Annotated in this window: 14 protein-coding genes; all 14 read right to left on the bottom strand. The window is 39.9% G+C overall.

Going from position 1 to position 19,330, the window contains the following annotated elements; all coding sequences use genetic code 11:
- Positions 1-81: 81 nt before the first annotated feature.
- Positions 82-3,321, bottom strand: a complete 3,240-nt coding sequence (locus tag BUA76_RS07345) for an Ig-like domain-containing protein (protein ID WP_072884157.1) — start codon at positions 3,319-3,321, stop codon at positions 82-84.
- Between the two features lie 13 nt (positions 3,322-3,334).
- Positions 3,335-6,124 (bottom strand): hypothetical protein, encoded by a 2,790-nt coding sequence (locus BUA76_RS07350; RefSeq protein WP_072884158.1) that lies wholly within the window; start codon positions 6,122-6,124, stop codon positions 3,335-3,337.
- A gap of 24 nt (positions 6,125-6,148) precedes the next feature.
- Positions 6,149-9,199 carry a baseplate J/gp47 family protein gene (locus tag BUA76_RS07355; RefSeq protein WP_072884159.1) on the bottom strand — a complete coding sequence of 1,017 codons (3,051 nt, stop codon included), beginning with the start codon at positions 9,197-9,199 and terminating at the stop codon, positions 6,149-6,151.
- A gap of 88 nt (positions 9,200-9,287) precedes the next feature.
- Positions 9,288-9,698: a GPW/gp25 family protein gene (locus BUA76_RS07360; protein WP_072884160.1), complete on the bottom strand. Its 411-nt coding sequence runs from the start codon at positions 9,696-9,698 to the stop codon at positions 9,288-9,290.
- A gap of 114 nt (positions 9,699-9,812) precedes the next feature.
- On the bottom strand, positions 9,813-10,103 hold the full coding sequence (locus BUA76_RS07365; protein WP_029297107.1) for a PAAR domain-containing protein: 291 nt from the start codon (positions 10,101-10,103) through the stop codon (positions 9,813-9,815).
- A gap of 4 nt (positions 10,104-10,107) precedes the next feature.
- The gene (gene vgrG / locus BUA76_RS07370; protein ID WP_072884161.1) at positions 10,108-11,853 is read right to left on the bottom strand and encodes a type VI secretion system tip protein VgrG; all 1,746 of its coding nucleotides are present in this window, start codon (positions 11,851-11,853) and stop codon (positions 10,108-10,110) included.
- A gap of 1 nt (position 11,854) precedes the next feature.
- Complete coding sequence (locus BUA76_RS07375) at positions 11,855-12,583, bottom strand: CIS tube protein (protein WP_072884162.1); 729 nt, start codon at positions 12,581-12,583, stop codon at positions 11,855-11,857.
- Positions 12,583-12,744: a DUF5908 family protein gene (locus BUA76_RS19210; protein ID WP_178337314.1), complete on the bottom strand. Its 162-nt coding sequence runs from the start codon at positions 12,742-12,744 to the stop codon at positions 12,583-12,585. The genes BUA76_RS07375 and BUA76_RS19210 overlap by 1 nt, the downstream gene beginning before the upstream one ends.
- Before the next feature lie 199 nt (positions 12,745-12,943).
- Positions 12,944-13,411 carry a phage tail protein gene (locus BUA76_RS07380; RefSeq protein ID WP_072884163.1) on the bottom strand — a complete coding sequence of 156 codons (468 nt, stop codon included), beginning with the start codon at positions 13,409-13,411 and terminating at the stop codon, positions 12,944-12,946.
- A 2-nt stretch (positions 13,412-13,413) separates the two neighbouring features.
- The gene (locus BUA76_RS07385) at positions 13,414-13,845 is read right to left on the bottom strand and encodes a phage tail protein (protein ID WP_072884164.1); all 432 of its coding nucleotides are present in this window, start codon (positions 13,843-13,845) and stop codon (positions 13,414-13,416) included.
- Positions 13,846-13,882: 37 nt separating this feature from the next.
- The gene (locus BUA76_RS07390; protein ID WP_072884165.1) at positions 13,883-15,214 is read right to left on the bottom strand and encodes a phage tail sheath family protein; all 1,332 of its coding nucleotides are present in this window, start codon (positions 15,212-15,214) and stop codon (positions 13,883-13,885) included.
- 23 nt (positions 15,215-15,237) lie between these two features.
- Positions 15,238-15,669, bottom strand: a complete 432-nt coding sequence (locus tag BUA76_RS07395) for a phage tail protein (protein ID WP_072884164.1) — start codon at positions 15,667-15,669, stop codon at positions 15,238-15,240.
- Between the two features lie 37 nt (positions 15,670-15,706).
- Positions 15,707-17,449 carry a phage tail sheath family protein gene (locus BUA76_RS19390; RefSeq protein ID WP_072884166.1) on the bottom strand — a complete coding sequence of 581 codons (1,743 nt, stop codon included), beginning with the start codon at positions 17,447-17,449 and terminating at the stop codon, positions 15,707-15,709.
- An 81-nt stretch (positions 17,450-17,530) separates the two neighbouring features.
- Positions 17,531-19,252, bottom strand: a complete 1,722-nt coding sequence (locus BUA76_RS07405; protein WP_072884167.1) for a phage tail sheath family protein — start codon at positions 19,250-19,252, stop codon at positions 17,531-17,533.
- Positions 19,253-19,330 lie beyond the last annotated feature (78 nt).

The following is a 19,330-nucleotide window of genomic DNA, read 5'->3' on the forward strand; positions in this document are numbered from 1 at the left end:
TCTCGGGCAGAAAAGCTTCTGCCCAAGAAGTATATCATCACGATAGAATATGAGATTCTGATCATGTGATGCTTTATCATATTAACCTCCACAACCATTTATAATTGCAGTCTGAATAGCACTTGCATTGTAGCTGGTATTCCATGAACCACCGGTTCCGTTGGCCAGCTCTTTCCAGATGTATTTTCCTTCTATCTGCTGCTCTACGCCAGCTCCCAGCACAATCACCTTGATGGATTTGGAAAGGCAAACTGCTTTCAGCCTGTTAATTTCGGTAACATCCAGTCCGTTTGCAGTATCATCATTACCTCCAGGTACGATATCTGTTATAATGATCACATATTTGGCTACACCGGTTCTGAATGCACCTGCAAAATCATGCTCTACAACTCTGCTTAATGCCATATCGGTAGGTTCCGGACCTCCCACTCCCCATCCGAGGCTTAAGCCTCCGGTAGGATTATTGATTTTACCAAGCTGACTGGTAAATGTGGAAACATTATTTTCCGACATAACTTCCATTGCCGTGATCCACTGGAATTTTGAACCGACTCCCGTATTAACAAATCTCTGTGCTGCCGGCAGGCTGGTATATGCTGCCGCTGAGCTATAGCTGGAATTCGTTCTGGAATCCGTTTCATCGGCCAGTACGATACCCAATCTGTACGGATTAGGAGACGACTGATTCTGTATTGTTGTAATAATACTTCCTGCTCCGGTTTTAGCTGCCTCAATCTGACCGCCCATACTTCCCGTGTAATCAAATATGAACACAACGTCCATACCCGAATTACATGGTGGCGGACCAATTTTGACGGTTACCGTTGCTATATTACTGTCTAATTCCCCATCGTTTATATGATACGTAAAAGAATCTGAAAGGGTATTTGATCCGTTATGAGTATATCTGATTTTGCCATCAGGTCTCAGTGTTGCTGTTCCGTGAGCCGGCTGAGTATCTATAATGACGGACAATGGTGTATTTCCTAAATCGTAATCATTATCTTTAACAGCAATATCCACATGTTCATTATTTGCTACTGAAGCATGGTCGTTTACAGCTACCGGCGGAGATTTAACCGTGATAAATACGGTTGCAATATTACTATCATCCCTACCATCATTAACACAATATGTGAATGAATCTTCAAGATTAGCAGAACCATTATGGGTATATTTGAATGTTCCATTGCTGTTCAGTATTACTGATCCATGTGAAGGATTTGATTTTTTAATTACAGTCAGTGCGTCATTATCTGCATCATAATCATTATCTAAAACAGATATTGTTACAGTTTGTCCGATCAGGCATGAAGCTTTGTCATCCTTAGCAATTGGCGGAATATTCGGTTTTTCTTTTGAACAGCACAGGTACGGTAAAGAGAAATCTGCCAGAACCTGGTTGCTGGCTTCCGACCAGTAGATCAATACAAATGTACCTCCGCGTTCTACACCGGCAAGATGTTCCAAACCTGATTTCCGGTCTAGAAAGTCACTTAAAAGTTCACTTACCACATCCTCTTTTTTAGGATCCTGCCTTACTACAGTGACCCCTTCTCCTTCTTTGGAAAACTCAGCTTTGTTAAGCAGTTTTAATTTTTCGTCCAGTTTTGAGATCGTGAGAAGGGTATTTCGGGAATCGCTTTTTTCCCTGCTGATATCGGAGGAAATTGATATCAAATGTTTTCTCAGGTCATCAATGGATACGGTTTCTTTATCCGGCTCAACGGGAGTTTCCCCTTTTTGTAAAACCAGCGCAATCACATCAAAAGCCAATCCGTATTTTGTTTTAAGATCATTGATGTTCTGCATCGCAGTTCTGTATGGCATTCCGATATGACCTTCGATTCTGTAGAAATCATTATCATCAATATTATAGCTTAAAGGATCCTGAATAAAATCATCCCCTGCAAGATTTGCCGTATGGTAACTTAGGTTATAAGTTTCCCTGTCGGTTTTAGTTTTTTCGTAGTTCCATTTATTCAACAACAAGCTGTCGACATTATAATAGTACGGAATGGCTTTATCACCTAATCTGACATACTGATTGGAAGGAGTAATTTTAACCGGTCCGATATAAGACTGGAATCCATTGATTTTTTGCACAAAACGATTGGCAAGCATAATCACTCTTTCATAATTCTCATCTTCTGTTGTGGTTACCGGTGAATGGTAGAAACTGTGACGGTAAAGGGTGTTTTCCCCTAATTCCAGTGATGCTCCTACGCGGCCCAGCAAGAGGTGTTTCGGAAATGAGTTGATATCCGGGCAGCATTCTGCATCAAGATGCAAAATAAGTCCCTTTATTTCATTGTAGGTATCAATTAAATCTTTCAGCAAATCATAGCGGTACTGATAGTCTTCCAGTCTTGGAGTTCCCGCAGGATATAATACGGATGTAAGTTTATCAATAAGCGCCTGGCCGCTGAAATTGAGATTTATATTAAAAACACCAGCAATTTTATTAAACCCATCACTAAGCTGTGTAACGGTGCTGAATGCATTCTGGAACCTCATTTTAAGGTCCGAAGGTCTTACAATGCTTTTATCAAGAATGACTCTTTTAGCCTCTAATTTAGGCAGCGTATCAAAAAGCACCTGATAGGTATGATGAGCTTTATAAACAGTATCTTTTGCATCCCCCGAAGAGATCAGACTGAGCACCGAGTCCGAGTCTGCCAAAAGCACTTTTAGATTAGAAACCTGCTCTGCACCGTTATTATCGCAATTTGCGTCCTGACAAGGCGTTTCATCATTAGAATAGCTTTCCAGATACAGGATAATCACTTTGTTGTAAATGGCATTGCCTAATTCTTTTACATCTCTGAAACCACCGCCATTAGGAAGCAGATTATATTCTTCCTGTGTAATTAATTCTAAAAGCGGGATCTGCTTATTGCCGATACGGAAATGTTTATATTCCACTGCATCCGTATAACTTTTATAATATTTGTAGCTGTTAGCGTCAAAATTTATAGTAACCTCAGAAGAAGTATTTCCTTTTTTACGCAATGTAATAATATCCCCGTCTGTAGTAACTCCTGCCCCCTGAGATATCACCACGCTATCATAATCCACCAGATCCAGTCTCTGCACCTGAGGAAGATCCTCCATGAGAATTTCAGAATCTGAAAGCGAAAGAGAACTCAAGTAAACAGATTCAAAGCCGCAAGCCAATCCAACTCCGCTCAAACGGGTTCTGGACATTCTGTCCTGATCCTCAAAATAATCTATAAATTCGTTTAGTTGCCCTTCAGTTAACGCCTGATTTTCGTTGAACTTTCTATATTGGGTTGTTACGTTATTTAATTTGGTATTCATTATTTATCAATTTTTATATGTTTGATTGTCCTAATATGATTTTTCCGTCCAGGCTGTCATTATCATCTTTTGCACAGTCCAGAAGTCTTCCCGGCCTGTAAATGTTATTCAGATTGGTAAGAGCAATCAATAGCTGATGGATGCTGTTCCCTAAATTCAGCAGGTTATTTTTAGATTTATCGGACAGATACTGTTTAAAAGCAACTTCAAATTCCGAGAGGTCACTTTTTGCGGTCTGTGTTTCTGTGAAACGATCTCCCACCCAGCAGATTTTCGCCAGGACATGAGCCGGAATTTCCTGCCTGATAACGGTTTCAGCATAGCGTCTGAAATCAGGATCCTGGAAGCGGTATGCATAGCCCGGAAGAACAACACTTACCCGGTAGGAATAAGGGTCAAAAACATCTGTTTCGCAGTCTTCTTCACAAGAATGCATGAATGTTTCCGAATACTGCACAGGATTTGTAGCAGCTACATCTTCAATGTCATACATTATTTTAAAAGTCCGCTCTATTTCCATGCACCCGATACCGCCCATCTGTTTATAATCTTTAACGGTTGGTTTCAATAACAGATGCTCTATCAGGAAAATACCTTCTTCTGTAAAGTCATATTTGAAATACTTCACCGTTTCTCTGATGCCATTTTTCAGGGCATTAAGATTCGGATAAGGATTTGTTCTTTTATGGGTAGCAATCACATTCTTCTCCGGAGCATCATCAACGACATCAAAATAATAGTTGCCACCACCTGAAAACCGGATATTCATATTCCCGATGAAGCAGGTATTGTCTTCGCACGGTCCTAAATTCTCCAGCGCATTTTCTAGATCTTCTTCATCAATCTGGATAATCTGATAAATGGCTTCGTTCAGGGTTTTGGTTGCCGCATATTCAATCTGATAATTTTTTATGGATGATAAAATAATATTGCCTGAAGCATCTTTTACTTTCCATGTAAAGTTTTCCTGATTTCCGCTTTGTGTTTTGGTGATTAACACCGGCGACTGGGATAAGTTTCTTTGAGTATAATCTTTAATTCCCAGTAAACGGGCGATTCTTTTCTGTGCCCCGGAAATATTGGTTGTATTCCAGATGTCTGAATCTGCAAAAAGAGTATAGTTGTACCCTAATCCACGGTCTTTACTTATTGAAGCATATTCGTTGAGGAAATTTTGCTTGTTGTTAAGAACAATTTCATCAGCAGATTTTCCATATAAGGATTTCATCAGAAAGGTGTAGTCGCTGAAGGTTTCTGCAAAACGGGAAATCAAATGATCCAGGATTTCATTACGGCGTTCCACGCTGTTATCTAATTCTTCATACAAAGCATCAGTAAGCGCATCGTCATCTTCGGCTGGATAATCAGAAACCAATTTGTTAAATCCTTTAATATTTTTCAGGGCCTGTGTAAAATAGGTTCTCTTTAAATTTCCGCTAACACTTAATATTTCTTTTACCTTTTCAAGATGTTTGAAATAACCGGCAAGAATCTGATCAAAAAATAACAGGTATGCCTGCATCTGTTTTGCGAGAGCTTCTCTTTGCGGTGTGTGGTTTCCTATAATTCCGGAAATTCCTACGCCGTACGTGTCCGGAAATTCATTAAGAATGGTAGCATATTCTGCTACATCATAAGATGTTCCCTGCGGTAAAGCAAGTTCTTTATTCTGTCTTGCATCCGCTCTCAGCACTTCCTCTTCCCTTTTAAGATTCTGCAGGTATTCCTGAACTTTCTTGTCATTGATATTTAATGGCAGAGAACCTTTACTGTAGCTGAAAGAACTCAGTTCGCAAAGTTCCGGTTTTCTGCCTTTTTCTATGCAGATCAGCCAGTCGTTGGTCTGTTTCACCACATTGTCACATCCTGCAATAGAAATTTCATGAATTTCTTTTACCCCGTCAATTTTCATGATTTCACTTACAATATCCGAAAGACGGACTTCGGTTCTCAGCTGGCTTTTTTTCAGTTCATCAGTATCAATAAAACCGTTTTCCAACAGCGGGCCTTCAAAAATCTGATCTGTTGTAAGACCTTTCTCCAGCATTTGCTGTAATGAGTAAAAATGAACTTCCGGAGACAGATAATTGTTAATAGCTTTTAATACTTTGGCATGTACGAGCTCTTCATCGGCTTTATTTACCAGTCCGATACGGGCGCAAACTGCCACTTTCTGAATTTCGACTTCTTTAATTTCCGCGAGATCCTCACAAAGGCTTCTGTTGGCATGATAACGTTCCAGTATCTGGAGATTAACACCAATTTTACCGCAACCGTTGTTCTCATCATCCACCTCTTCGGAGTAATCTACATAAAGATCATACAATCCTTTAACATCAAAGCTCTGCACTTTATTTCCAATGGGTTTAAAATCCAGATTTCCTGTTTTGCAGTCTACATACAGTTTTTCATTATTCGGAACCAGCCAGCAGTTTCGGATCGGCCTTTTATGACCGGCTGTAAAGCTGATATCTATAAATAATTTTCTGTAATCAAGCTCTGTTAAAGGTCTTGAAGGCAGAATTTCTGTTGCTTTTAAAAACTGGGCATGGATATTTTTATCCTCATCTTCAGAGGTAAGGAGATCCTCCATATTAAGGTTCATTCTCATTCCAAGATCCGTTATGGCATAGCTCAGAACTTCCAAAGTGGTAATTCCCGGATCGTGGGAGTTGTAGTCCGTCCAAAGCTTACCTCCTAATTTCTCTATGTATTCAATACCTGTTTTGCGCAGAAAGTGAAAATCAGTCTGATCCGCTGTTTCTACATTTTTCGGTATGCTAATGTGTTTATTTTCTGACATGGTTATGTTTTCTTCTTTTTATTATTAAATACATACTTGTTCTGCAATGGTAATTTGGTGCTGCTTGGCAGATACGAGAATTGATTTCGGATCTACTTCTATTAAAGATTTCTTCTGTACCACATTGTTCAACAGTATTTTAATCTCATCAATATAATCTACATAATAGAGCTGTTCCAGATAGTTGATTAAGTGGTTAATATTCAGTTCCACATTAAAATCAATATCTTTAGTGTCTGTGAATGCCCAGGGTGATATATATTTTTTAATATCTTCATCCAATTGTTTCATATAGAATATTTCGTCAAAATTTTCAAAGATTTTCACAGTGGCCTGTATTTTCGCTTCTATATAATTTGGATTAATTACCTGAGCATTAACGTGCATCGTATTTAATTCATTTACATATTTCTGAATTTTGTTGAGGCTGGCTCTGCTCACTCTTGGCTGATAGACGTCGAAAGCATTTTTATTTTTGATATTGGGCACCACCATCAATGTAACATGCCCGGGAGCCATATATGACTTTTCAGAAGTATGGTTTAAACATTTTACCTTGAAAACTTCCGGAAATTCCTGCAACACGAGATTTTCATAATCCCATTGGGTAATGGCCCTGTGCTTGTGTCTCAGCCGCTCACTTACTCTTCTGTAAAATTCCGTATCGGCTTCTTTGTATTTTCCGTCGAACGAATTATACGGCTGACTGACTGATTTTATCTGAGGAACCCTGGTAATTAATTTTGAAATTGTGTCGGCCGGCAAACCGTTGGCTAAATGCGCCACATCATTATCCTGATTCTGGAATGTTGCTAAAACAGCCTGTGTGTATATTCCCTGAATTTTACAAGCGGCATCATAACTTCTTTTTGATCTGGCCCGGATCCAAACCAGTCCGCCAGTAAGTCTTGTATGATCTGTCTTGATGTCTTTCGGAATTTTAAACTTCAGAATTCCGGATTCCAGGAACTTTCTTGTTTCGTTTTTTAATATATTTTCAGAAAGATCGAGCCATGTATTACTTGAGAGAATATGCCATTCTATGAACTCTTTTTCTTCAAAAGTATCCACCAAAGGGTTTTCACTTCCTTCCAGCATCTGGATCAGAAGAGAAACGGTAGTTTGCGGGAGTGCTTCGAGACCGATGTATAATTCGCCACCATTCTGATGTACGGGAACAATGCTTTTCGTTTCAACATCTTTTTCATATTGCCCGAACGCATCTTCGTGGTATAATTGTACGCCTTTGCTTTTGGAAATTTCATCATCAGAATCTTTGCTTAAATAAGAGTATGCATTTTCTCTTGCAGTGTAGTTCAGTTCGATATCTTCCGCAAAAGGAATGTATGGCTCATTCGGGATGAGCTTTAGTTTATCCGGACTGCTGGATAGTGCCAAAGTATATAGTTTAGGATAAACATCCTGTAATGCCGACTGGTTGAGGGTTAATCTGATTGCTTCACTTGTTCCCGGATCGCTATTGGTATTCTGAATGGAAAATTGTGTTTTATAAACATTTTCCGTCTTTTTAAACAATTCAATATCATGACCTCTCTCACGCCATACTTCTTTTTCCAGTAATGCGCTATCTGCCGTAAAATAAGCGTCTGAACGAACGATAGACGGACCTTTCAATGCTTCAAAATCCCTTACACTGATGTTTTGATTCGGCTGAATTACATATCCGCTGTATAAATCCGTTATTGAATCCGGCGTATTTTTCCAGTTGATGGTAATGTCTGCTTTTTCCCATTTTTTAGAGAACATCTCAGGATATTTAATATAAAAATTTGCTCCTTTAACGGGTTGTGCCGTAAACGGATAATACGGTTTTTCAGCATTCAGCGCGCTACTGTCATTTTCTATCTGAAGAGATTTCACCCCTTTTACCTCTACGGCTATTTCTACATTTTTTACGAGCTTTTCAGAAAGGGCTTCATAGAGCGCATAGTATTTTTCTCCTTCAATGATGAATCTTACCACAGGAAAATCAGTCTGGAACGTTTGTAACAGTACATCCTTATTGTATTTTACGACAGCAGGAAGCTCTTTGGTCAAGGTAAAAGAAAGTACCAGCTGATCTGCGCTTTTTCTTATACACTTTAAGGGCATTCCGGAGAGCCATTCTTTTTCTCCGCTGCACAGAACTTTGATATTGTTTTCAATATCTCCGGTTGATAAATCCTGTAATTTCTGAGTAGAATTTTTAGTGAAATCAATTTTCACGGTCACCGTTCTTTCACCTTCTTTCAGATCAAATAATGAGGATGCGATGGCAAAACCGAGCTTTGCTTTCGGAAGTTCTTTGTACATGGATTTTTCTGAAACGGTTTCATCAGCATTATACCCGAACGGCCACCAGTAATTGCTTTCCTGAGGGAGTTTATCTCCTAAACCATCGGCAGAGTTGGCAACCGGGGCCATCTTAAGTTCTCCTTTTTTAACATCATTGAGAAAACTTTTAATCTCAACAACTTTTGCCTGGTTGGCAATAAGCTCTTCCCCGGTTTTGTAAATGCGTTTTTTCCCGTTGGCATCTTTATCGCCATCCAGCAGCGTTCCGCCGGGAATCCGTTCCTGGATTGCTTTTTTGGCTAATTCAAAAATCACATAAACTTTATCGGGTCTTGCCTCATTTTTTTCAATCTGGAGAATTTCGTTATAATAGAAATCCAGATGCCTTTTGGTTAAATTATTAAATGCTTTTTTTGAGAAATCCAATAATTTTAAAAAGCAGACAAATAGAGTAAGATGGGGAGTCAGGTTGCTGTCCTGTTCAAACTGGGAAATAAGATCTGTAACCTGTTTTTTCATACTTTTATACTCAATGCTTTCCCTTCTCGGTACCGCATTGTCATCATCACCCAGGAAAAAGTTTCCCCAGTTTCCTTTGGGTGTTGTATTATCATCTTTATCGAAATAGTTTACACGCTGAGCAAAATTATTTGCGAATAATAGCCAGTCAAACAAATCGAAATCATGTAATTCAAGGTTGTCCGGATCTAATTCTGCTAAAAAGCGCTGCATTTGTGATTTTCCTTCACGATAATGTGAAAATGTATCTGTTTTTTTCATTTGTTTATATTTATCTTTCTATGTTCAGATGCAATACTTATGTAGTGTTTGGTAGTATTTAAAATGGCTACAGACATTCCGTAATTCATTATATTTCGGTAGCTTCTTCTTTGTAAAAAGGAAAAACCATATTGCTTCTTGTATTCGTATTTCTTACTTCGTAGTTAATTTCTATTAAAATTTCTCCTTCAATTTCGTCCTGAGCATTAATTTCAATACTTAAAATATTGATTCGAGGTTCATGATATAAAATAGCACGCTCAACGATTCCTTTCATTTGGGTAATGAGCGTTAAGTCCAGTGGCTTAAATAGCATTTCCTGCAGGTCACATCCATAATTCGGGAACATGACGCGTTCACCGGGGCGTGTAGACAGGAGAATCATAAGGCTGTTGTTGATGTCTTCCACATCTGATGTCATTGCCAACTTTCCTTCAGTCTCATTAAATTCAGGCGGAAAGCTCCAGCCTGTTCCTAAAAAATCTGTATTTATTTTCATACGTTATTTATTATATTAATTGTAGATCATGCATCTGTAACACAGAACTGTGATTTTTAAAACCATTTGTTCTAAAATTGCAGTTTATGATAAAGTGAAAACTGCAAAAAAATATTATCCGCCTATTAAAACAGTAGCTTCACCTGCGGAGATCACTCCCCCATGTGCAGTAGAATCTCCCATTCTTGCGGCCGGTTTTCCACCGATCATTACGCTTGAGGATCCTGATGCAATGGTGTCTAAAGGACCTGTGCATACGGCTTTATCACCTACTCTTGCTGCGGGTTTTCCTCCGATGAGTACTGTAGGTTCTCCCGCCGGAATGATGGGCCCGCCAACATGCGGAACATTTCCCGTTACCATGGGACAGGTATGCATGTCTGTAATTCTTGCTGCCGGTTTCATACGATTAATTGATTTTAACCTGAGAGCCTTTTACCACGGTTACCGCTCCCGATTTAAGTTCTGAACCAGAGCTTCCTTCCGCTTTTAGCTGGGCGCTGGCTTTTATGTTGATATTGACGCCTTCCATACTGATATCCCCTTTCGCTTTGATCTTGATATCTTTTGAACTATCCATGCTGATCCCGTCTTTGTTAAGCGTAAACGTATTCGCATGTTCATCTTCAATTTTAATGATATCCGCATCTTCATCAACGATTATTTTTTTGCCTTTCGGGGTTTCCAGGGTATAGGAAATTTTGTCATCGTTGAAGATCATTTTCATTTCGCTCCGGGTTACAAATCCTTTTTCGTGATTGTCATCAGAAGCTACAATAGGAGCCGGTTTTGTACTGCTGTTCAGCATTCCGAGAACGACAGCATCATTAGGATCATCATTAATAAATCCGATAATCACCTCATCGCCGATTTCAGGCCTGAAGAAAGACCCTCTGTTTTCTCCGGCATCCAGGGTAGCTACCCTTGCCCAGATTCCTTCTTCTTCATTATTAATAATAGGAATCTGTACTAAAATCCGGTCTTCTCCATCAGGATCAGATTCCAGTTGTGATACGATCCCTACGTGCAGCCCGCTTATGGCAGGAATAATCCCTGAGCCGGGCATTTCGCTTACGTCATAGGTTTCTGAGAACCAGGTTGGAGAAAGCCCGAACTGAGCATCTACCAGCCAGTTGCCGTCAATAATTTCATGACGGATTCCCGTTACATATATTTTTCCGTTAAACCGGTTTCCTACTCCCTGAAGGGTTAATGTAACACCCGGCTTTACCGATGGAATTCCCTGGAACTTTACTCTCCCTCTTGTTTTTGCCAACTGCTGGAAGGTTGCTTTGGCGTCTCCCCATTGCTGTAATTCATCCTGGGTAAGATTACCGCCATGTTTCAGCTGCAGGTCTTCAACTCCAAAAACCTTGGCGAGATCACCGGGAGAAAGATTTCCGTTAAGACTGATGGCAGGATCCTGAGCTTCCACTTCCGTTAATTCCTGGTCCGTATAGCTCCATGTTTTAGCGGTAATTTTGCTGAACTGATCCCTTGCATCAATTTCACCGTCGAATTCGTGCACGGATGATCCGTAGACAACGGTTTCTACTGCTTTGCCGCCGAAATCAGGCTTGGCAACTTTTACGGTTCCATCATCAACAAAACACAATTTTCCATTGGCCTGCGCTCTGGTTAACATGAAGTCCCAATCGGAAGCCTGATACTGAACTAATTCCTTATGAGTGTTTGAAGTAGCTTCCACATCGGCAGTAGTTCCGCTGTTACCGATCAGTTCTTCGATGATATCGCTGTCTTTGCTGTCGTAGAAATATTTGCTTTTTCTTCCCAATGTCATTTTTACCGCTTTATCCCTGCATTCGATGATGAGGTAAGAAGAGCCACTTCTGACTTTGATATTATGCTTTACCACTACTCCTTTAAAAATGGTTTCTTCTTTGGAATGATATCCTGCTGTGATCTCAATTTCTTTTCCGGGAATCAGTAATTCTTCATTGCTTAGTTTGAAATCCTGTTCCGGCACACTACCGTCTAAAATAACAATGCGGGCATAAGGAATTCTGTTGACTTCTTTTTCTACGACAATGCTTTTCACGCCGTATTTCCCAGGTAATTCCGTACCTCCGGACATTACTTTAAAAGTTATTAAGTCAGGATTTTTTGCTGTTTGTATGTATCCGCTGTTATTCATTTTATGAAACTTTTTCTAAGGGTGGAAAATAGAGTTCGGTTCCCGGTTTCAACGTTCTGAAATTGATAAGACCGTTTGCTTTGGCTACTTCGAGGTAATATTTGGAATCTCCGTAAATACTTTCAGCCATCAACGGTAACGTATCCCCGTCTTTCACTGTTCTTTTATGGGTAAGATCCGGTGAAGATTTTTTCCCCATTGCGGCTGCAAGTTCTTCACTAATTGATTCCAAAAACGTCGCTTTTCCTATTGCTCTCAGAGGAGATCCATCACTATTGAATAGTTTATAATCTATTGTGAATTCCGTAAGAGATCCTTCAAACGTAAATTTCCCCCAGGTAACAATAACTGTATACGGCTTGTGAATTGTTCCGTTAAAATCTCCTGTTGCTGCATAAAATTCTTTCAATTGATCTTCTACAGCCATTTTGCTAAATGGATCTTTTTTTCCTAAACCTTCCTTTATCTTATTAATAAGCTTATTACCGGAGTTAGCCTGCATTACACCTGTACCATCAAACAAAAATTCTAATTGTAAGGTCTGAGGAGCTTTTTTGATGAATTTTGAATTTGTTGCATTTGCTCCTTCTTTGCTTTCAGTATTATACTCAACTTTATGTGTTAAAGAAAAACCCGTTGGGTTAATGAAGGCTGTAAAAACTACACTTTCTTTTTTACCATAAATGTTATCCTTGTAGGTCTGTATGGTTACTTTTCCCTTTTCTCCCATTATCTTTCTTTTTTACGTTGTTGAATATTTGCTGCCTGCTCTACACTTTCACTAATTGCCCGCATGATCTTTGCCTCATCTACTGAGGTAGCAGTTGTTGTAGCTGCTGTTTTCTCGTCCACATTTATTTTAATGTGAAGCTCTTTTATTTCTATTGGCATTTCGTTTGTTTTTAATTGACTTTAAATTTTAAATATTTAAAAACCAATGATTTAACCTGTTTATTTATAAAAATCCAAGCACATAAAGAGTGCGTTCAGTCCTGTGATAGACTAATCTGTTGTTGTTTTTTGAAATAGTTGTGCTAAAAGTTATCCTTAGGCCAAGGCACTTTCAGGTGCTCAGATTTGATTTTAGAAATTACAAGCCTAAGCTTGCTAACGACGAAGGTATCGTGAAATATCTGTATTTCAGTTCTATTGTTTCAATAGCCAATTTGCTTTCTTCTGCGTTGAATTCCGAAACTTCCCATCTCACCGGGTAAGCTCCTACTACATTCCAGACCATCAAGGGTGCCGTAGACTGGAGTCCTCCTGAAAGGGTAACGATGAGGTTTCTGGGCTCAAATTCAAAGTTTTCCATCGCATTTCTGCACCAGCTTATCAATCCGGAACTTACAATTAAGCCGCGCTTAAGAACTAAGTTTGGATATTTTGGTCTCAAAGGAAGCTGATGGAGAAATCTGTTTTCGCCTCCTTCGGCATATTCTTCGGTTTGAATGTCTGTGGATAAACCAGATATAGACTGAAATCTGGAGTCAATACCCTCTGTTGTTGAAATCCCGTTAACAATAAAAGAGAAACTGGTTGGAGGATATAAAAGAGCCATGATTAGTTATTTTCAATAGTTAATCCTTCGTGTGCAATTTCAAGGGTCTCGATAGCCACCTCATTCCCGTCAGCTTTCAAATCGCCGGACTGCAATTTAACAGGGTAAGCATTTTTAACTTTCCAGGTTACCGCAGGATCTCCGTTCTCATTCAAAAGGGAAATGGTAATCGATCTTCTCTCTACCGTATTGAGCTGTACAGACTGGAACCACTCGAAAAACTCGTTGTCTCCCTGGAAAGTCCCTCTTTTTAAGATGATGTTACTGAACACTTTCAGTCCGGGCATCTTTGTTTTGCTGAAATCAGGGCTTGCGCCATGTCTGTATTCAATGACAGCCGTTTCTAAATTCATTCCCGATACTTCAGTAAACCCTAATTTTGTTCCGCCCCAATCTACTTCAAAGGCAAACTTTACTAATGGATATGTACTCATAATTGTATGTATATTTTAATTGTTATTTAGTTTAATGTTATGCTTCCTGCAGCTTGTGAGAAAAACGAAGCACGATAAATTCTGCAGGGCGTACCGCTGCCATACCGATCTCGATATTCATTCTTCCTTCCAGAATATCCTGTGCAGACATGGTTTTGTTTAATCCTACGCTTACATAATAGGCTTCTTCAGGCTTGCTTCCTGCCAAAGCTCCGTCCTGCCACTGCTGGTTCAGGAAGTTTTCGATCATCGTCTGTACACGGATCCATGTGTTGGCCGTATTGGCTTCAAATACGAAACGCTCGGTTGATTTTTTCACAGATTCTTCCACCATATTGAAGAAACGACGTACGGAGATGTATCTCCATTCATTGCTGTTGCCGTCTAATGTTCTTGCTCCCCAAACCATTGGCCCTTTTCCTGTAAAAGTTCTGATGGCGTTGATAGACTTACCGGAGGTAGGATCTACGTTAAGACTTTCCTGATCTTCGTGAGAAATTTTTAGTGTTGGTGCCACAACATAGTTCAGTCCTACATTTGCAGGCGCCTTAAACACTCCTGCAGTGCTGTCTACTTTAGCATATACTCCTGCCATTGCTGATGACGGGGCCAATACAACCCTGTGAGATTCCATCGCATTTTTCGCAAGATTGTACAATTCTGTATCATTTGTTTTCCAATGCTCCAGAGTATTGGTTCCTACAGTAATTGCAGGATCATAGCTGTACGTAAGAACCGTTTCCAATTTTGGATAATAAGCCGCTCCATATTTTAAACGCTCTCCACTTGGTCCGGAGGTTACATTGCTTCTAAAATCAGAAACTGCAGCATCAGTTTCTCCAAGCACATCCATGATGACAAATCTGTCTTTCATGAGTTCTGCCTGATCTAAAGCTTTTTCAAACAAATCGTAAGCTGTGCTTAAATTAGCAGCATCCGGCAAAACGATAAGAGTAGGCTCATCTTCTTTTTCCAGCGTATCAAGCCCTGCAATCATATCATCAAAATCTACAGCAGCCGGAAATCCTGTTGCCAGATCCCCTACTGAAACAATATAACAAGGCCCTCCACCATTGGCAAAATACATTTGCATGGCATAATACATTTTGAAAGCGCTTGGTGATAAAGTAGCAGTTACTGTTCTTGGTGAATTTGCTGTTGCAGCGTTTACAACAATTGAGAATTCTTCATTTTTTGCTTTCCCGAAAAGTGTCTCATATTCCAGCATGGAAGAGATTCTTGTTGGCTGGTTTTTGGGCCCTTTGGCCGTATATCCGATGAACGCCGGGATGGCTGTTTCTACTTGTGCTACAGACGGCGGGAATTTTGCAATTTCCTCTACATAAACTCCTGGTGTTTTGTAATTCATTTTTTTTATTTTTAAAGTTAATATTAGTTATTTTCAATAGTTAATCCTTCGTGTGCAATTTCAAGGGTCTCGATAGCCACCTCATTCCCGTCAGCTTTCAAATCGCCGGACTGCAATTTAACAGGGTAAGCATTTTTGACTTTCCAGGTTACCGCAGGATCTCCGTTCTCATTCAAAAGGGAAATGGTGATCGATCTTCTCTCTACCGTATTGAGCTGTACAGACTGGAACCACTCGAAAAACTCGTTGTCTCCCTGGAAAGTCCCTCTTTTTAAGATGATGTTACTGAACACTTTCAGTCCGGGCATCTTTGTTTTGCTGAAATCAGGGCTTGCGCCATGTCTGTATTCAATGACAGCCGTTTCCAAATTCATTCCCGATACTTCAGTAAACCCTAATTTTGTTCCGCCCCAATCTACTTCAAAGGCAAACTTTACTAATGGATATGTACTCATAATTGTATGTATATTTTAATTGTTATTTAGTTTAATGTTATGCTTCCTGCAGCTTGTGAGAAAAACGAAGCACGATAAATTCTGCAGGGCGTACCGCTGCCATACCGATCTCGATATTCATTCTTCCTTCCAGAATATCCTGTGCAGACATGGTTTTGTTTAACCCCACGCTTACATAATAGGCTTCTTCAGGCTTGCTTCCTGCCAAAGCTCCGTCCTGCCACTGCTGGTTCAGGAAGTTTTCGATCATCGTCTGTACACGGATCCATGTGTTGGCCGTATTGGCTTCAAATACGAAACGCTCGGTTGATTTTTTCACAGATTCTTCCACCATATTGAAGAAACGACGTACGGAGATGTATCTCCATTCATTGCTGTTGCCGTCTAATGTTCTTGCTCCCCAAACCATTGGCCCTTTTCCTGTAAAAGTTCTGATGGCGTTGATAGACTTACCGGAGGTAGGATCTACATTAAGACTTTCCTGCTGTCTATCAGAAATTTTTTCTGATGGCGCTTCCACGAAATTCAGCCCTACGTTAGCCGGGGATTTCCATACTCCGGAAACGCTGTCTACTTTAGCATATACTCCTGCCATTGCTGATGATGGAGCCAATACAACCTGCTTAGATTCGATGGCTTTTTTAGCCTGATTATAGAAATCTGAGTTCGTTCCTTTTAATTGTTCTAAACTTGTAATCCCAAATGTACCTGTAACTAAAACATTAGCTTCATTATAATCGTAGCTTAATACTGTTTTCAGTTTAGGATGATAGGCGGCACCGTATTTTAAACGTTCTCCACTTGGTCCGGATGTTACATTACTTCTAAAATCAGAAACTGCAGCATCAGTTTCTCCAAGCACATCCATGATGACAAATCTGTCTTTCATGAGTTCTGCCTGATCTAAAGCACTATTGTACACCGAATAAGCAGCAGCAATATCATCTGAATCTACATTTTCAATGGCAACAGCGTAAGCCTGTGCTTTCTGAGCAGCAGCTGTAGCGGTAGTAAGAAGTGTATCATAAATAGTTGCAGCAGCTTGCGCAGCCGTTTTAGCACCTGTAGGATTAGCAGCATTCTGAACAGCCTTCTGAACAGCTTTGGCAGCCTGATTTTCTACAATCTGACTAAGAGTACTTGAGCCGGAAACAGGATAAGTGGCAACTTTAGCGTTGGCTGCTGTAATCGCAGCCTGAAGGTCTCCTCCACCGTCAACAGCTGCAATAACTGCTGCTGAAACATCATTGGCAGCAGCTTTGGCATCAGAGGCCAGTACCGCATTATCTTGTGCAAAATCTGCAGCAGCTTCAGCGGCATCAACTTCAGCAGCCGCAGGAACCAAACCTTGAAGGTCCGGGAAAATGATAAGTGTTAGCTCATCTTCTTTTTTAAGCAACTCAAGACCATACAGTAAAGTTCCAACGGTTGTAGAAGTTCCAACGGTTACCTGATCGTTATAATTTCCTACAGAAACGATATAACAAGGCCCGCCTCCATTGGCAAAATACATCTGCATGGCATAGTACATTTTAAAATCGCTTGCTTTAGTTTGTGTTGCAGATGCAACGCCATCTTCAAAAGCTACGGCAAACGCTTCCGGATTTGCTTTTCCGAAAAGCTGCTCATACTCCAACATAGAGGTAATTCTTGTTGGCTTATTCTTCTGGCCTTCCGCAGTATATCCTATAAAAGCGGGAATAGCCGTTTCAACTTGCGCTACGGAAGGCGGAAATTTTTCATGCTCCTCCACGTAAACTCCAGGGGTTTTGTAATTCATTTGTTAAAATTTTTAATTAAGATTAATATACCTCGAAGTGAACTTCGAATGTTTTATTGTGACTGATTATATTCAGATTTATTATAGTTGGTGTGAGAAATTCAATACGATAAATTCTGCAGGACGTACCAATGCTATTTCTATGGTAATATTCATAGTTTTTGGTTTAAGAATATCACCGGAAACTTCCACATGATAGGCTTCTTTTGAATTGCTTCCTGCCAATCCGCCATCCAGCCATTGCTGGTGAAGGAAATTTTCGATCATTGCTTTTGCTCTTAGCCAGGTTTGGGAAATATTGGGTTCATTGATGAATTTCCCATCGGTTAAAGCCCTGCTTATCGACAGTTTAATCATATCATGATAGCGACGTACATTGATATACTTCCAGATATTTTCCTGATCATCTTCAGTTTTTTCTTTTGCATCCATTGTTCTTGCTCCCCAAACCAACGTTCCTTTTCCTGTGAAGGCTCTGATGGCATTAACTGATCCTGCTTCATTGACATTCATGTCTGATTGTTCATGATCCGAAACTTTTTCCGTGGGTCCCAGAACATAATTCAGACTCACATTGGCCGGTGCCTTCCAGGCTCCTCTTGTCGCGTCTATTCTTCCATATACTCCTGCCATTGCTGCGGATGGAGGCAGAACAACCTTTAAAGATGAGATTTCTTTTCTGATCTGATTATAAAGCGCTGAATTGGATGATTCTAAACTTTTCAGTGTTTTGCCGTTTGCTGCTCCTACCTCATCTTTTACGGCAAGAATAGCATCTCTTAATGCATCAAACTCTCCACTGAATACAGGAGTATCTGCATCCAGATCATCCGGGATCACAAAATCATCTATTGTCCCGTCATAGATAGCTTCCAGAACGGCTTTTGCTTCTTCAATCGCTTCTATTAAATCTGCTTTTGCATCTAAAGGCTGGCCGGAAGTTTCGTCTGCAGTTTCATTAATTTCCTCTGCGATCGCGATAGCCTGACTTAATAAATCAGCCAATACTAAAGCATCAACCGGTACGTTTTCTATTTCTTCACTTGCCATGGCTTTTAATTCCTCTAAAGCTGCGATTTCACCGGCATAAAAAACGGCACTGGTCTGCCCTTCATTTTGTAAACCTGTATGTAGGATAGGCGTATCCGTTTCATCAAAAGTATAATTTAAAATCGTGGTTAAATGAGGAAAATAAGCTGCAGCATGAGTGGTAAGTACAATATTATTTCTAAGATTGGCTATGGTATTACGATTGTTGGATTGTGTTACAGAATTTCCGTAATAGGTATCTACTATGACAAAACTGTTTTTTGCAGTGGATTCAATTTTAGCAACTGTCTGATTATAGATCGTATAAAAATCCGCTTCGGGCAATGATACAGCATCAGGGAAAACAATAAGCAGGGGTTCGTCTGAATTACTGATCATATTCAGGCCTGCACTTAAATCCGCAAGCTCAACTGTTCCGGATGCATAATTTCCTGTTGAAAGAATCTGACAAGGCCCGCCTCCGTTAGCAAAATACATCTGAAGGGAATAATACATTAAAAACTGAGCATCCGGTGTTATGATTTCTACACCTTTATCTTCTGTATCTCTCAGGAGGATGCTTTCCTTTTTTGCTTTTCCAAAATGTTTTTCATATTCCAAAAGAGAACTGATATTCATGGGACCGGTATGTTCTTCAGGAATCAGCTCGGTATATCCAATAAATACCGGGATCGCTGTATCTACAAATGAAACCGAATTGGGAAGCCTGGTAATTTCTTCAACTGAAACACCTGGTGTAGTTGGATTTTGCATGTTTAAAAATTTAAGTTAAAGGTTATTAGTTTTTAGTTAGTTTTTTTGATTTGGTCAGCTGTCATTTTCCATATTATT

Origin of the sequence: Chryseobacterium takakiae (genome assembly GCF_900129385.1) — a bacterium.
Classification (GTDB): domain Bacteria; phylum Bacteroidota; class Bacteroidia; order Flavobacteriales; family Weeksellaceae; genus Chryseobacterium; species Chryseobacterium takakiae.

Coding starts and splice junctions, on each gene's coding strand:
- BUA76_RS07345 (WP_072884157.1), bottom strand. CDS start 3,321: ATGAATACCAAATTAAATAACGTAACAACCCAATATAGAAAGTTCAAC.
- BUA76_RS07350 (WP_072884158.1), bottom strand. CDS start 6,124: ATGTCAGAAAATAAACACATTAGCATACCGAAAAATGTAGAAACAGCG.
- BUA76_RS07355 (WP_072884159.1), bottom strand. CDS start 9,199: ATGAAAAAAACAGATACATTTTCACATTATCGTGAAGGAAAATCACAA.
- BUA76_RS07360 (WP_072884160.1), bottom strand. CDS start 9,698: ATGAAAATAAATACAGATTTTTTAGGAACAGGCTGGAGCTTTCCGCCT.
- BUA76_RS07365 (WP_029297107.1), bottom strand. CDS start 10,103: ATGAAACCGGCAGCAAGAATTACAGACATGCATACCTGTCCCATGGTA.
- vgrG (WP_072884161.1), bottom strand. CDS start 11,853: ATGAATAACAGCGGATACATACAAACAGCAAAAAATCCTGACTTAATA.
- BUA76_RS07375 (WP_072884162.1), bottom strand. CDS start 12,583: ATGGGAGAAAAGGGAAAAGTAACCATACAGACCTACAAGGATAACATT.
- BUA76_RS19210 (WP_178337314.1), bottom strand. CDS start 12,744: ATGCCAATAGAAATAAAAGAGCTTCACATTAAAATAAATGTGGACGAG.
- BUA76_RS07380 (WP_072884163.1), bottom strand. CDS start 13,411: ATGGCTCTTTTATATCCTCCAACCAGTTTCTCTTTTATTGTTAACGGG.
- BUA76_RS07385 (WP_072884164.1), bottom strand. CDS start 13,845: ATGAGTACATATCCATTAGTAAAGTTTGCCTTTGAAGTAGATTGGGGC.
- BUA76_RS07390 (WP_072884165.1), bottom strand. CDS start 15,214: ATGAATTACAAAACACCAGGAGTTTATGTAGAGGAAATTGCAAAATTC.
- BUA76_RS07395 (WP_072884164.1), bottom strand. CDS start 15,669: ATGAGTACATATCCATTAGTAAAGTTTGCCTTTGAAGTAGATTGGGGC.
- BUA76_RS19390 (WP_072884166.1), bottom strand. CDS start 17,449: ATGAATTACAAAACCCCTGGAGTTTACGTGGAGGAGCATGAAAAATTT.
- BUA76_RS07405 (WP_072884167.1), bottom strand. CDS start 19,252: ATGCAAAATCCAACTACACCAGGTGTTTCAGTTGAAGAAATTACCAGG.